12 protein-coding genes are annotated in these 12,968 nt (G+C 67.8%); 4 read left to right on the top strand and 8 right to left on the bottom strand.

The genetic code is table 11. From position 1 onward, the window contains the following. Positions 1 to 7: 7 nt before the first annotated feature. A complete protein-coding gene (locus JL37_RS25300; RefSeq protein ID WP_043547734.1) occupies positions 8 to 994 on the top strand; it encodes a tripartite tricarboxylate transporter substrate binding protein in 987 nt (328 codons plus the stop codon). 9 nt (positions 995 to 1,003) lie between these two features. Continuing rightward, positions 1,004 to 2,299: an acyl-CoA thioester hydrolase/BAAT C-terminal domain-containing protein gene (locus tag JL37_RS25305; protein WP_043547735.1), complete on the top strand. Its 1,296-nt coding sequence runs from the start codon at positions 1,004 to 1,006 to the stop codon at positions 2,297 to 2,299. Here the strand turns inward: JL37_RS25305 and JL37_RS25310 are convergent. Further along, the gene (locus JL37_RS25310) at positions 2,296 to 3,297 is read right to left on the bottom strand and encodes a DUF4105 domain-containing protein (protein WP_043548204.1); all 1,002 of its coding nucleotides are present in this window, start codon (positions 3,295 to 3,297) and stop codon (positions 2,296 to 2,298) included. The genes JL37_RS25305 and JL37_RS25310 overlap by 4 nt on opposite strands. Before the next feature lie 49 nt (positions 3,298 to 3,346). After that, complete coding sequence (locus JL37_RS25315; protein WP_043547736.1) at positions 3,347 to 4,744, bottom strand: HdeD family acid-resistance protein; 1,398 nt, start codon at positions 4,742 to 4,744, stop codon at positions 3,347 to 3,349. A gap of 257 nt (positions 4,745 to 5,001) precedes the next feature. On the opposite strand from JL37_RS25315, the gene JL37_RS25320 reads away from it, so the two are divergent. After that, positions 5,002 to 5,406 (top strand): DUF1801 domain-containing protein, encoded by a 405-nt coding sequence (locus JL37_RS25320; protein ID WP_043547737.1) that lies wholly within the window; start codon positions 5,002 to 5,004, stop codon positions 5,404 to 5,406. A 24-nt stretch (positions 5,407 to 5,430) separates the two neighbouring features. Here the strand turns inward: JL37_RS25320 and JL37_RS25325 are convergent, their stop codons facing one another. The 4 genes from JL37_RS25325 to JL37_RS25340 all read right to left on the bottom strand — a co-directional run bounded on the left by JL37_RS25325 (position 5,431) and on the right by JL37_RS25340 (position 10,449). Further along, positions 5,431 to 6,366 (bottom strand): SMP-30/gluconolactonase/LRE family protein, encoded by a 936-nt coding sequence (locus JL37_RS25325; RefSeq protein WP_052097593.1) that lies wholly within the window; start codon positions 6,364 to 6,366, stop codon positions 5,431 to 5,433. A gap of 32 nt (positions 6,367 to 6,398) precedes the next feature. After that, positions 6,399 to 7,790 (bottom strand): FAD-binding oxidoreductase, encoded by a 1,392-nt coding sequence (locus JL37_RS25330; RefSeq protein ID WP_043547739.1) that lies wholly within the window; start codon positions 7,788 to 7,790, stop codon positions 6,399 to 6,401. 276 nt (positions 7,791 to 8,066) lie between these two features. Beyond that, the gene (locus tag JL37_RS25335; protein ID WP_043547740.1) at positions 8,067 to 9,368 is read right to left on the bottom strand and encodes a UDP-N-acetylglucosamine 1-carboxyvinyltransferase; all 1,302 of its coding nucleotides are present in this window, start codon (positions 9,366 to 9,368) and stop codon (positions 8,067 to 8,069) included. Positions 9,369 to 9,456: 88 nt separating this feature from the next. Continuing rightward, positions 9,457 to 10,449, bottom strand: coding sequence for a GlxA family transcriptional regulator (locus JL37_RS25340; RefSeq protein WP_043547741.1), 993 nt, complete (start codon positions 10,447 to 10,449; stop codon positions 9,457 to 9,459). Positions 10,450 to 10,639: 190 nt separating this feature from the next. Between JL37_RS25340 and JL37_RS25345 the strand changes: the two genes are divergently transcribed. Beyond that, a complete protein-coding gene (locus JL37_RS25345) occupies positions 10,640 to 11,251 on the top strand; it encodes a cysteine hydrolase family protein (protein WP_043547742.1) in 612 nt (203 codons plus the stop codon). 13 nt (positions 11,252 to 11,264) lie between these two features. On the opposite strand, the gene JL37_RS25350 is transcribed toward JL37_RS25345, so the two are convergent. Together JL37_RS25350 and JL37_RS25355 are read right to left on the bottom strand one after the other, a co-directional pair. Continuing rightward, a complete protein-coding gene (locus JL37_RS25350; protein WP_081955228.1) occupies positions 11,265 to 11,579 on the bottom strand; it encodes a cupin domain-containing protein in 315 nt (104 codons plus the stop codon). A 100-nt stretch (positions 11,580 to 11,679) separates the two neighbouring features. Then, entirely contained in the window at positions 11,680 to 12,945 is a 1,266-nt protein-coding gene (locus JL37_RS25355; RefSeq protein WP_043548205.1) for an FAD-binding oxidoreductase, read from the bottom strand. Positions 12,946 to 12,968: the final 23 nt, after the last annotated feature.

Here is a 12,968-nt window from a genome sequence, read left to right on the forward strand (position 1 = left end):
GAGCCGTATGCGATTCACCCGCCGCCATGCCCTGGGCGCGCTTGCCGCGCTGCCCCTGATCTCGCGCCCGGCCTGGGCCCAGAATACCTTCCCGACGCGGCCCGTGCGCCTGCTGGTGGGCTTTGCCCCGGGCGGGCTGACCGACATTGCCGCGCGGGCCCTGGCCGAGCGCATGGGCAAGACGCTCAAGCAGAGCGTGGTCGTGGAAAACCGCCCGGGCGGGCAGGCCATCATCGCCACCGTGGCGGTGGCGCGCGCCGAGCCGGACGGCTACACGCTGGGCTTCGCCGGCACCAACGGCATGATCCTGAACCCCTTGCTCTACAACAACCTGCCTTACCAGCAGTCGGATTTCAAGCAACTGGGGTCGATGGGCAAATCGCCCATGCTGCTGATCGTGCATCCCGAACTCGGCGTGAAGAACGTGCAGGAGTTCATCGCCCTGGCCAAGAAAAAGCCCGGCGACATCACCTGCGCGCATGCCGGGCGCGGCGTCATCAATCACCTGGCGCTGTTGCATTTCCAGTCCAAGACGGGCACGCAGTTCCAGGATGTGCCCTATAAGGGCAGCGGCCCGGCGCTGCTCGATCTCATGGCGGGCACCGTGCAAAGCACCTTCGATTTCCCCACCTCCGCATTGCCCAACATCAAGTCGGGCAAGCTGCAGGTGCTGGCGGTCACGTCCGACAAGCGCCTGTCCAGCCTGCCCGACGTGCCCACCATGAAGGAAGCCGGCGTGGACGGCTTCGAACTCTATACCCGCATGATGATTTCCGGCCCGGCCGCCATGCCGGCGCCCGTGGTCCAGGCGCTGGAGAACGCGGTGCGCGAAGGCACGCGCGATCCCGGCCTGGTGCAGCAGTTCGCCGACCAGGGGGTAACGGTGGAGTTCACATCGTCGGCTGACCTGGACCGCGTCATCGCCGAGGAATCCGCCATGTGGGCCCAGGTCATCAAGGCCAATGGCGTGCCCAAGACCGACCTGAAGAGCTGAGGAGCCGCCGTGACCGAACAGCCTCGCATCATCGTCAGCCCCGAGTGCGCCCTGATCGACGTGGCGCGCGATATCCGCATCGACGGATTCCCGGCCTACGCATTCATCACCGTCACGGCCAGCATGCGGATGTGCGGCGCGCCGTGGCGCTCGCAGGCCGTGTTCGTCGCCGGCCACGACGGCAGCCTGGACCTGTCGCGCGATTGCCCGGTGTCTGGCAGCTATGCCGAGCCGTCGGCCATGGGCATCGTGTGGTCGATGGCCTGCGGCGACATGGACCGCGTGGTGTTCCCGCCGGACCGCACCGAGCCGCTGACCATCCATATCGAGGCCAGCGACGGCCGCCACACGGCCACCGCCCGGCTGGTGCAGGAATTCCTGGCCGAAGGCGTGACCCACCGCCCGGTACGGGAGGAGCTTGGCGGCATGATGCTGTCGGGCGAACTCTACACGCCGGCGGGCCCGGGCCCGCATCCGCTGGTGATCTACATGAACGGGTCTTCCGGCGGCGTCAACGCGCCGCGCGCGGCCCTGTTCGCGGCCCGCGGCTACCAGTGCCTGGCGCTGGCTATCTTCAACTACGAAGGCCGGCCCAAGTACCTGAACGACATGCCGCTGGAGTATTTCGAGCAGGCCTTGCGCTGGGCCCGCGCCGAACTGTCGCCGCGCGATGGCTTCGTGGCGCTGTCCGGCATCAGCCGGGGAGGCGAGACCTCGCTGCTGGTGGCCTCGCACTACCCCGAGCTGGTCAGCGCCGTGGTCGCCTACGTGCCGTCGCCCGTGATGCACGGCGTGGTCAGCGCCGGCTCGCCGGGCACAGGCCGCAATGCCCAGGTCTGGACCAAGGCCGGGGAGCCGCTGGCGCACCTGTGGCAGGACAACGCCAGCGCCGATTGGGAGGCCGCCTACGCCTCGGATCCGCCGTACCGCCAGACGCACGCCTTCCTCAGCGCCACTCGCGACAGCGCCGCCTTCGAGCGGGCCCGCATCCCCATCGAACGCTATCCCGGCCCCGTCATGCTGGTCAGTGCGTCGGACGACGGCTTCTGGCCCAGCACGGCCTATTCCGAGATCGTCATGCGGCGGCGCCTCGCGGACGGCCTGCCGACGTTCCATCACGTCTGCATGGGGGCGGGCCACCACGTGCACTATCCCTACCTGCCCGCCACCCTGATCAGTAAGCCGCACGCGATGTCGGGGCTGCTGCTGGACGCGGGCGGCTCGCCGGCCGCCAACGCGGCGGGCAACGAAGGGTCGTACCTGGCGGTGCTGGATTTCCTGCGCCGGGAGTCTTCGGCGTCCTAGGCGGTATCGCCGCGCGCCTTTACGCCGGGCACGCCGATCCGGATGTTGCGGGAATAGTCCGCGGCATCCGGGGTGGCGCGGGCCCGCTCGGTATAGCGGCCGCCGCGCCGGTACGCTTCGGGGCTGTCCGCGCCACCGAGCGCGCCCAGCTGGTACAGGTATTCGGGCAGGTAGCCCGAGAGCAGCAGCCGGTAGTCCATCGGCAGGCCCGGCACGATCTGGTCGGCCAGGCGGTACACGATGGTGGTGCAGTTGGCGGTCAGGGTGTTGTAGAACCGCGGCTTGCGCACCAGCCGGTTGGCCGTGGCCACGTACGACAGCAGCAGCTTGCGGGCCGCGCCCTCGGGCATGCGCACGCGGTACAGGTAGCCGTCTTCGCCGCGCACGTTGGTGCGCACGCGCAGGCTGTCTTCCTCGGTGGACGCCAGCACGGCCAGCTCGTATTGCCGGAAGAAGCCGCCGACCTCCGAGAACGTGTCGTGCAGCTTGCGGCGGATTTCCACCGAAAACACCACGTACTGGCCGTCGTCGAACCCGAACGACACCATGGCATGGGCGATAGCGGGCCGGCCCCAGTAGGACAGCACCAGGTCCACCGAGTCCAGGCGCGACAGGTCGTAGACGCGGGTCACCCAGCGCTCGTCGTAGTCGTCCCGCGTACGCCATTCGAAGTCGCGCACGTTGTGCAGGGTGACGATGTTCCCGTCTACAGCGCCGTGGGTCTGGCGGGCGACTTCGGGCATCCATTGACGCTCGTTGGACGGACGCACGGCCAGGCGCCACCAGGCCAGCAGCCCCAGCAGCAGCGCGCCGAACAGCGCGGCGGGCAGCAGGCTGCCGCTGGCAAGGCCGGCCAGCGCGGCGGCCGCCAGCGCCAGCCAGGCGGCGGGCAGGGCGCCGCGGGCGCGAGGGCCGAATGGCGGCTGGAACCAGAGGGCAAGCGCGCCCCAGCCCGCCCCGGCCAGCACGGCCAGGCCAATCACGGCCGGCAGGATCATGGCGCGGCCGTGAAAGGGGCGGGGCGGAGGCGGCAAGCCCTGGCGGCTATCATGATCGGGCCTCTTGGGAGGATTCGTCGCGTGCGTTGCGGGCGATGGCCTCGCGATCCTGGTTCCGCCAGCCGGCGCGCAGGCGGGAAATCTGGCGCAGGGCTTGCTGCGACATCTTCCACCAGCCGAAGGGGCGGGGGTCGGCCAGCATGCTGAGAGCGCGCGCGTAGTCCAGCGTCAGGCCCGGGGTCCAGGCCATGGTCAGGGCGCGCTTGCGGATCTGCGCCGCCACCCAGAGTTCCGGCGTCAGCAACAGGCGCAGCAGCACGCGCCAGCCGGCGGTGGGGCCGTGCAGGCGGCCCACGACGCCGTCCAGCGCCGCTTCCAGGCCGTTGGCCACCGAACTGGAGCAGTTGCGGTGCGTGAGGTTGTAGGTCGTGTTCTTGCGGTATTCGTCCCAGAACGTCTGCAGTTTGGCTGCGTCGTAGTTGCGGATGCGCACCTGCATGGTGGACGGGCACCATGCCTTGGACTCGGTCGGATAATCGGGCTGGAACACGCCGGGGACGTTATTGTCGGCCGTGGCGCGCAATAAGGTGCCGAACTGTTCGGGGGAGTGGTCGATTTCCTGCGCCGGATAAAGGCTGATATATACGCCTTCAGGCGATTCCATCGCCGCGTGGCCGGTCGATACCACGCCATTGACGTCCACGGCCGCGATATAGCGGTCCACCACCGGATAATTGCGCGTTTCCGTCTTCGCCGAACCGGACGGCGTCCAGACGTGAACCGTCAGTGCGCGTTCGGACTCCAGGGGTGGGCCGTCGAATACCGTTTGCGGCGGGGCGTCGGCGCGCGTGGGCATGAAGTCCGGATGCGGGTTGGCGTCCAGGGCCGGATTCGAATCCAGGCGGCGGACCCGATAGGCGAGCGCCAACAGCTTCAGCCCCGAAAAGGCCAGGAACAGCCCCAGGCAGTACGGCACGGTTCCCACGTAGTGGGTGGGGTAGGGCTGGAAAAAGAAAATGGCCAGCAGTATTTCGGCCACGCCGGAGGCGAAAACGTAGCGCCAGCGTTCATAGCGCACCACATAGGCGGCGGTGCATTGCAACAATCCGTCCACCAGGAACAGCAGGCCGAAAATCATGGACAGCAGGAAATGCCCGTGATGGTGGCCGGCCAGCACCAGGATGCCGGCGGCCAACACGATGACGCCTTTGGCATAGCGCAGCACCCGCTGCCCGCCAACCCCCGACTTGGCGATGGCCAGCGTCGCCAGGCCCTCGATCACGAAGATCGCGGCAAAGACATTCAGCGGAAAATAAACCGCGTTGTCCAGCGCGTCGATGAAAAGCAGAACGCCCGCGATCAGGAACAACCAACCGATAACCAACAGGCCGCGAGCCCGTTTGCGCAGATATTCGACACCAAGCAGCAATAAAACCAGGTGGCCCATCTTCTCAGCGCTCCTGTCGCGTATTAAGGGGTAGGGATAGCGTGGATTTTCCTGTTTTCGGCTGCAGCTTCATGGCAAGCGCCGAATCGATCGAAAATAAGGGCCAGGGCAAATCCCGTCAACGAGATATTTTGCCAATCACGTTAATAAATGTTTCTTCGTGCCGCGCAAAGGCCCGTCAACGCTGGCGCGCCCTTTTTCTGCGGCGCTGCAAATAATGTCAGACTACGGTTTTGCCATGGCGACTCGAGGTCGATATGAATAATCGGGCAAGCAGTGCGCCGGAAGGCGAAGCTGGGCTTGATCCCGCTCGCCTGATCGATGCCAGGATCCGGGAGTTGAACGACTGGCGAGGGGCCATGTTGGCCCAGGTGCGCGCGGTGATCCTGCGGGCGGATCCCGGGGTGGTCGAAGAGTGGAAATGGCGGGGCGTGCCGGTGTGGTCGCACGGCGGCATTCTTTGCACCGGCGAAACCTATAAAAGCGCCGTCAAACTGACGTTCGCCAAGGGCGCGGCGCTTGCCGACGCCACCGGGCTGTTCAACGCCAGCCTGGACGGCAACACGCGCCGCGCGATCGATCTCCACGAAGGCGACGAGCTGGACGAAGAGGCCCTGGCGGCGCTGATACGCGCCGCGGCCGCCCTGAACACGGGATCCTGAGGCGCGGGCGCGCAGGCCCGGACCTCAGGGGCGCGCGGCGCCCGCCGTATCCACGTACAGCGCATAGAGGCACTGGCCCGCCACCATGAAAAGCCGGTTGCGCCGCAGTCCGCCGAAGCACAGGTTGGCGCAGCGGTTGGGCAGGGCGATGCGGCCCAGCGGCACGCCGTCCGGCGCGAATACCATCACTCCGTTCAGGGCGGGGTCCGGTCCCCAGCCCACCCAGACATTGCCTTCCATGTCGCAGCGCATGCCGTCCGGTATCCCCTGGTCGCCGGCGTCCACGAAGATCCGCCCCTGCGCGAGCGTCCGCTCGTCCCGGACTTCGTAGACCCGGATCCGATTGGGCCGGGAGCCGTTTTCGGCGATGTACAGCAGGCTCTCGTCGGGCGAGAAGCACAGGCCGTTCGGATTCAGGATGTCCGATGCGACCACCTCGAGGCGTCCCGTCTCCGGATCGAGCCGGTATACGTGGGTCGGCAGCTCGGGCTGCGACTTGTATCCCTCGTAGTTGTTGAGAATGCCGAAGACGGGGTCGGTGAACCAGATCGAATGGTCGCTCTTCACGACGACGTCATTGGGTGAATTGAGCCGCCGCCCCTCGTAACGATCGGCCAGCACCGTCAGCGTGCCGTCGTATTCGGTGCGCGCTACCCGGCGGCCGCCATGCTCGCAGGTGACGAGGCGGCCCTGGCGGTCCCGGGTATTGCCGTTGGCGAAGCCGGCGTTGCGGCGGTAGATCGACACGGCGCCGCTTTCCTCGTCCCAGCGCATGATGCGGCTGTTCGGGATGTCGCTCCACAGCAGATACCGGCCGTCGCCGAACCAGACCGGCCCCTCCCCATAGCGGATACCCGTGGCCAGGCGCTCGATCGCCGCATTGTCGATGCGGTATTTCAGGAAACGAGGATCGAGCACTTCGATGGCCGGATCCGGGTAGGTCTCGCTGGGTTGCCACATGGGTCTTCCTTCTGGGGCGGGGCCGGCCGTCGTCAGGACGCCGCTGGCGGGATGTTCTGGTTATGGCGGAACAGATTGCCCGGGTCGTAGCGGGTCTTTGCGCGCACCAGCCGTTCGAAGTTCTGCCCGTAGGCGGCGCCGAGGCGTTCCGGCTCGTCCTGAGTCAGGAAATTCACGTACACGCCGCCCTGGGAATAAGGCTCCGTCGTGCGGAACAGCGCCCGCGCCCACGCGATGCAGCGGTCGTCATCCTGCGGGGCGTCCCAGCGGCCATGCACGTTCATCGCGAACTGCGCGGCGCGGTGCGGATAGGCCGTGGCTGGAACGGGCACGCGCATAGCGACGCCGCCGATATGGCCCAGGAAGATCTCGCATTGCGGCGAAGGCAGGTTTTCGACGGCGTCGATGATGGCGTCGATCAGCCCATCCTGCAGCGGGCCCAGGTTGTGCGATTTCCAGTAGTTGCGCGCCCCGGGCATCAGCAGGGGATCGAAGGCCTTCTGCCATGCCGTGTAGGGCATGGGCCCCAGATGCTCGCCATACGGCTGGCCCCAGCCGCGCACCGCCTCGACGGCGGCCGGCCCCTGGTCCGGATCGCCCGAATAGCAGATGGCGAAGGCGAGCATCGGCTTGCCGTGCACGGACTCCGGCAGGAAGGGCAGCGGGGGCGCCTGCCGCAGCACTGCCCACACGGTCAGATCCTCCGGCATGGTTTTGAGCGCCTCGCGGTATTTCAGCAGGGCCTGCCTGCCCTGTTCCAGCGGCAGCACCACCAATCCCCCATACACCATTGGCCCGACGGGATGCAGCTGGAACTCGAACATCGTGACCACCCCGAAGTTCCCGCCGCCGCCCCGGATCGCCCAGAACAGGTCTTCGTTGTCTTCCGCGCTGGCGTGCAGGAGCCCGCCGTCGGCAGTGACGACGTCGGCCGAGACCAGGTTGTCGATGGTCAGGCCATGCCTGCGGGTCAGCCAACCGAAGCCGCCGCCCAGTGTGAGGCCCGCCACTCCGGTCGTCGAATTGACGCCTAGCGGCACGGCCAGGCCAAAGGCCTGGGTTTCGTGGTCCAGGTCCGCCAGGGTCGCGCCGGGTTCCACATAGGCCCTGGCGCGCCGGGGATCGACCCGCACGGACTTCATCGGGGAAAGGTCGATCATCATGCCGCCGTCGCAAACGGCGGTGCCGGCGATGTTGTGGCCGCCGCCGCGGACGGCCACCACCAGGCCGTTGGCACGCGCGAAATCCACCGCCTGGCGCACGTCTGCGGCGCCAGCGCACCGGAGGATGACCGCCGGGCGACGGTCGATCATGGCATTCCAGATTTTGCGGGCGTCGTCATAGCCCGCTTCGCCGGGGGCCAGCACCTGGCCCCGCGCGGACGCCCTGAGGGCGTCCAGCGCGTCATTGGACAATTTGCTCATCACACACCTCCTTGAAGGTGCCGATTCCTAGACTGTGTCTAAAACGAGCCGTCTCTGTATGCGGGGCGCGACATGGCATCCGCCTCCTGTGAAAAGGGCCATGACCCTGGTGCACCACGCATCCGGCGCGTCGCGCCAGGAGCAAGTCGGCGGGCTCCCATTACGCGGAATGGAGCGTGCGTGTCTGCAAAGTATAGGCCTGCGCCGGCCGGCTGGCAGCATCTCTTCGGGGCGCCTCCTGCCGGCGGGCCCGGCCGAGGGCAGCCCTGGCCGGGCTTATTCCTCGCTGGTCCACTCGACCTGCACGCCGAGGCTGCGCAGGTTTTCGACGAAGCGCGGGTGCGCGCGGCGGATCGGCGTGGCGTTGCGGATCTCCGAACGGCCGTCGATGCTGCTGGCGATCATGAAGAGAGCGATCGCGACCCGGATGATGTAGGGGCTTTCCACCACCGCCGGGGTCAGCGGCGTGCCGCCGAAGGTGATCACGCGGTGAGGATCCGACGAGAACACGTGGGCGCCGAACTTGGACAGTTCGCCCGTCCAGCCCAGCGCGCCGTCGTAGACCTTGTTCCAGAACATGGCGTTGCCCTCGGCGCACACGCCCAGGGCGATGAAGATAGGCAGCAGGTCCACCGGGAAATACGGCCACGGCGCGGCCTCGACCTTGGTCAGCACGTTGCTGGTGAAGGGCGTTTGCACCTTCAGCGGCCCCTGGCGCAGCGCCCGCGACCAGCCGTTTTCGTGCACGATCTGCACGCCGAATTTGGCGAACGTGCGGTCGATCAGCGGGAAATTGCCGGGGGTGCTGTTGCGCACCACCACATCGCCGCCCGTGATCGCGCCCAGCGCGAGGAAGGTGGTGATTTCGTGGAAGTCTTCCTCGAAGGTGAATTCACCGCCCCGCAGGGTGGCGCCGCCGCGCACCGTGAGGCGCGAGGTGCCGATGCCGTCGATATCGGCGCCCATCATCGCCATGAAGCGGCAGAACTCCTGCACGTGCGGTTCGGAGGCGGCGTTGGTCAGGGTGGATTCGCCCTGGGCCGCGGCGGCGCACAGCACGAAGTTCTCGGTCGTGGTCACCGAGGCGTAGTCCAGCCAGTGGTGGGTCGGCTTCAGCGGGCCGCCGCTGCGCACCAGCAGCGAGCCGGCTGCGCGTTCCACCTCGCCGCCGAACGAGCGGAAGATGTCCACGTGCGGATCGATCTCGCGCACGCCCAGCGTGCAGCCCTTGACGTTGTCCTCCAGCCGCGCCACGCCGAAGCGGGCCAGCAGCGGCGGCACCAGCATGATGGACGAGCGCATTTCCTCGGGCAGCCGGTGCAAGGCGGCGTCGAAGACCGTGTCGCGGTGGTGCAGGTCCAGCGTGCGCGTGGCCTCGTCCAGCCGGACGTCGCTGCCCAGCGTGCGGAAGATGTCCAGGATCTTGCGGACGTCCGTGATGTCCGGCACGCCGTGCAGCCGCAGCGGCTGGTCGGTCAACAGCGTGGCGCACAGCACGGGCAGCACCGCGTTCTTGTTTGCCGAAGGAATGACGCGGCCGCGCAGGGGCGTGCCGCCGTGGACGATGAGATTGGACATGGGGAAAGAGGGCGCCGGGTTGGATAGCGGTGCCGGGAATTGTAGCGTCCGCATGCCGCCGCTGTTTTTGGAGGGATTGCCAATCGTGTCAGATGGCGAGTGGTTGCGGCTCCTCGCGCGGGGCGTGGGCCGGCGTGGCGCAGAACTGCCGGCGATACGCCGACGGAGACACCGAGAAGGCAGCCTGGAAATGCTGTCGGAACGAGGCCGGCGAGCCGAAGCCGGCCAGTTCCGCGATCCGGTCCACCGCCTTGTCGCTCGTTTCCAGCAGCCGCTGGGCCGCCGCCAGCCGGTGGTTGAGCACCCACTGCGACACGGTGGCGCCTGTCTTGGCCTTGAAGCGCCGCGTGAAATTGCGGCGGCTCATGCCGGCGCGATCGGCCAGCAGATCCAGCGTGAGGGGCTGCTCCAGGTGCTCCAGCGCCCAGTCCAGCGCGGCGCCCAGCCGGTCCGTCCCCATGATGCCGGGCAGGGGCTGCTCGATGTACTGGGCCTGCCCGCCGTCCCTGTGCGGCGCCACCACCATGCGCCGGGCCACGCGGTTGGCGATTTCCGCCCCATGATCACAGCGCAGCAGGTGCAGGCAGCAATCGATGGCGGCGGCGGTGCCGGCGGAGGTGAGGATGTCGCCGTCGTCCAGGTACAGGGATTTGCGGTCAAGCCGCACCTTGGGATAGCGGCGCGCGAAATCCTCGCCCCAGGCCCAGTGCGTGGCCGCGGCGCGCCCGTCCAGCAGGCCGGCGTCGGCCAGCACGAAGGTGCCCAGGCACAGTCCCGCGATCCGGGCGCCCCGGCCATGGCCCGCGCGCAGCGCGTCCAGCAGGGCCGCGGGCGCGGTTTCGTCGGGGTCGCGCCATGCGGGCATGATGATGGTGTCGGCCTGTTCCAGCGCGGAAAGCCCGTGCTCAACCTGGATCTTGAATCCCGACATGGTGGGAATCAGGCCAGGCTTCTCCGCGCAGATCAGCAGCTGGTAGCGCGGCACGCCAAGGCGGGCCAGATCGTCGCCGAACACCATGCAGGGGACGGACAGGTGAAAAGGGCTGATGCCCTCGAAGGCAATGATGGCGACGGTATGCATGCAGAGGCCCGGCGGAATGCGCAAAGGGTTGAAACCCGGTTTGGCCCGATTCTAGCAATTGTTGTCCATCGGGCCACTATCGCCAGGCCGGCCTCGGCGGGACACTGTAGTCCTCCGCCCCACCGGGCGCAGGACCGGCCCGCGGCACCGCGCGGCCCCGATTCCATCCGACACCGCAAAGGAAAGCATCATGAGCCATCCCACCATCCGCACCCTGGCGGGCGCCGCAGCCCCGGCGTCCCTGGACGCTTCCAGCACCGCGTTGCTGGTCATCGATTTCCAGAACGAATATTTCACCGGCAAAATGCCGATTCCCGACGGCAAGGCCGCCTTGGGCAATGCGCAACGCCTGATTGCCCATGCCGACCAGGCCGGGATGCCGGTATTCCACATCCAGCACCTTACGCCCGAAGGCAGCCCGGTCTTCGCCGAGCGCAGCGCCACCGCCGAATTCCATGCCGAGCTGCAGCCCGCGCCGCATCACACGGTGCTGCGGAAGACTTCGGTAAGCGTGTTCCCGACCACCGACCTGGACCAGCGCCTGAAAGCCGCGGGCATCAAGACGCTCGTCATCACGGGCTTGATGACGCACGCCTGCGTGGCCGGCGCCGCGCGCGACGCCGTGCCCCTGGGCTACGGCGTCATCGTGGCCGAGGATGCCTGCGCCACCCGCGATCTGGACCGCGCGGACGGCAGCGTCGTGACCCACGACAGCCTGCACCGCGCCGCCTTGGCGAGCATCGACGATACCTTCGGGGATGTGCTGACGACGGAGCAGGTGCTGAAGCTGCCGCTGGCCTGATCCAGCCGGGGCGCTACTGCGTGACGCTGATGAAGTAGATCTTCTTTACGGCCTGGTCCACTTCCCAGCGGCCCGAATAGCCTTCGGGCATGACGAAGGCGTCGCCCACTTCCAGCGCGTGCACGGTGCCGTCGGGATCGACCAGCCGGCACGCGCCTTCGACGATGTAGCCGAACTCGATGTAGCCCGCGTTGTTCGCCTGGAACGTGCCGGCCGTGCTTTCCCACACGCCGGCGCGCGCCTTCTGGTGGTCGAATGCCTTGACGCTGAGGAAAGAGGCGTCGCCGGTAAGCGGCTGCTTGGGTTTGCCGGGAACGGGGTCGACCATCGGGCCGCCGTTGAAGCGGATCAGTCGCGCGTTGTTGTCAGGCACTGCGTTTTCTCCATGAAACTAGGGTGAAAAAAATGGGGACCAGGGCGAGCCGGCCCTAGGCGAAGCGCGACAGCCGGAAGGCGGCCGGATCCACACTGGGCGTCTTGCCCTGGACCAGCTCGCTCATCAGCTCGCCGGCCGCCGGGCCGATGCCGAAACCATGGCCAGAAAAGCCGGAAGCCAGGAAGAATCCCGGCACGGAATCCACGGCGGACATGACGGGCAGGGCGTCCGGCGTAACGTCGATCATGCCGGCCCAGGCGCCGGCCACCCGGGCCGCAGCGAATGCGGGGAAGGCTGCCTTGAGTTTTTCCAGGGCCGTGGAAATGGCCGCCATGCCGGGCTGCGGGTCGAGAATCCGGTGCTGCTCGAATGGCGTGGGCGCGTCCAGCGCGAAACGGCGCGGCATCATCAGTTCCTCGAAGAAGCGCCGGCCCACGCGCAGCTTCAGGTATTTGCGCTCGGCCATCCAGGCGGGCAGGAACTGGCGCATCAGCCGGATGCTGTCGGGCGTCAGGTCGGCCGTGGAAGCGCCAAGCTGCGAAACCGTATAGCCCCCGTCGGCGCGCTTGCGGCAGGTGAAATCGCCGCCGTTGATGGCCAGGTCCATGCCGGTTTCGAGCGGTGTGGTGCGCAGCACCGACGCGTGCACCTTGAGCTGCGGAAACGACACGCCGCTGTTGCCGCAGAACAGCCGCGACCACGCGCCGCCGGCCAGCACGACGGCAGCCGCGCGGACCGCGCCTTTCTCGGTGACGACGCCGCCGACCCTGCCGGCAGCCACGTCCAGGCCGCGCACGGCGCAGCCTTCGAATATCTGGCAGCCGGCCGCGCGCGCCAGTCCGGCGATTCCCGCCGTGGCCAGTTGCGGCTCGGCCACGCCGTCGTCGGCGTTGTACAGGGCGCCGGCCCAGTCGCGCGCGCTCTGCGCGCCCAGCAGGGCGGGCAGGCCGGCGGCGTCTATCAGCTTTGCGGGCACCGCATACGGGCGCGCGGCTTCCAGCCATTTGGCATGGCCCTGCATGTCGGCGGCGCTGCTGCCCAGGTAGGCGAGGCCGCGCTGCCGGTAGCCCACGTCGACCTGCTGCTGCAATTCGCGCCACAAGGCGTTGGCGCGCAGCGCCAGCGGCAGCTCGCGGTGGTCGCGTCCGACCGAGCGGATCCAGCCCCAGTTGCGCGAGGATTGTTCGCCCGCGATGGCGCCTTTTTCGAAGACGGTCACACGCAGGCCGGAACGGGCCAGGGCCCAGGCCGTGCTGATGCCGATGATGCCGCCGCCGATGATCGCGACGTCGACTTGGGTGGGAAGTGGGATGTCCATGAAACGGATGGCGTTCGAAAGAG

Origin of the sequence: Achromobacter sp. RTa (assembly GCF_000757485.1) — a bacterium.
In the GTDB taxonomy this organism is placed as follows: Bacteria; Pseudomonadota; Gammaproteobacteria; order Burkholderiales; family Burkholderiaceae_B; genus Achromobacter.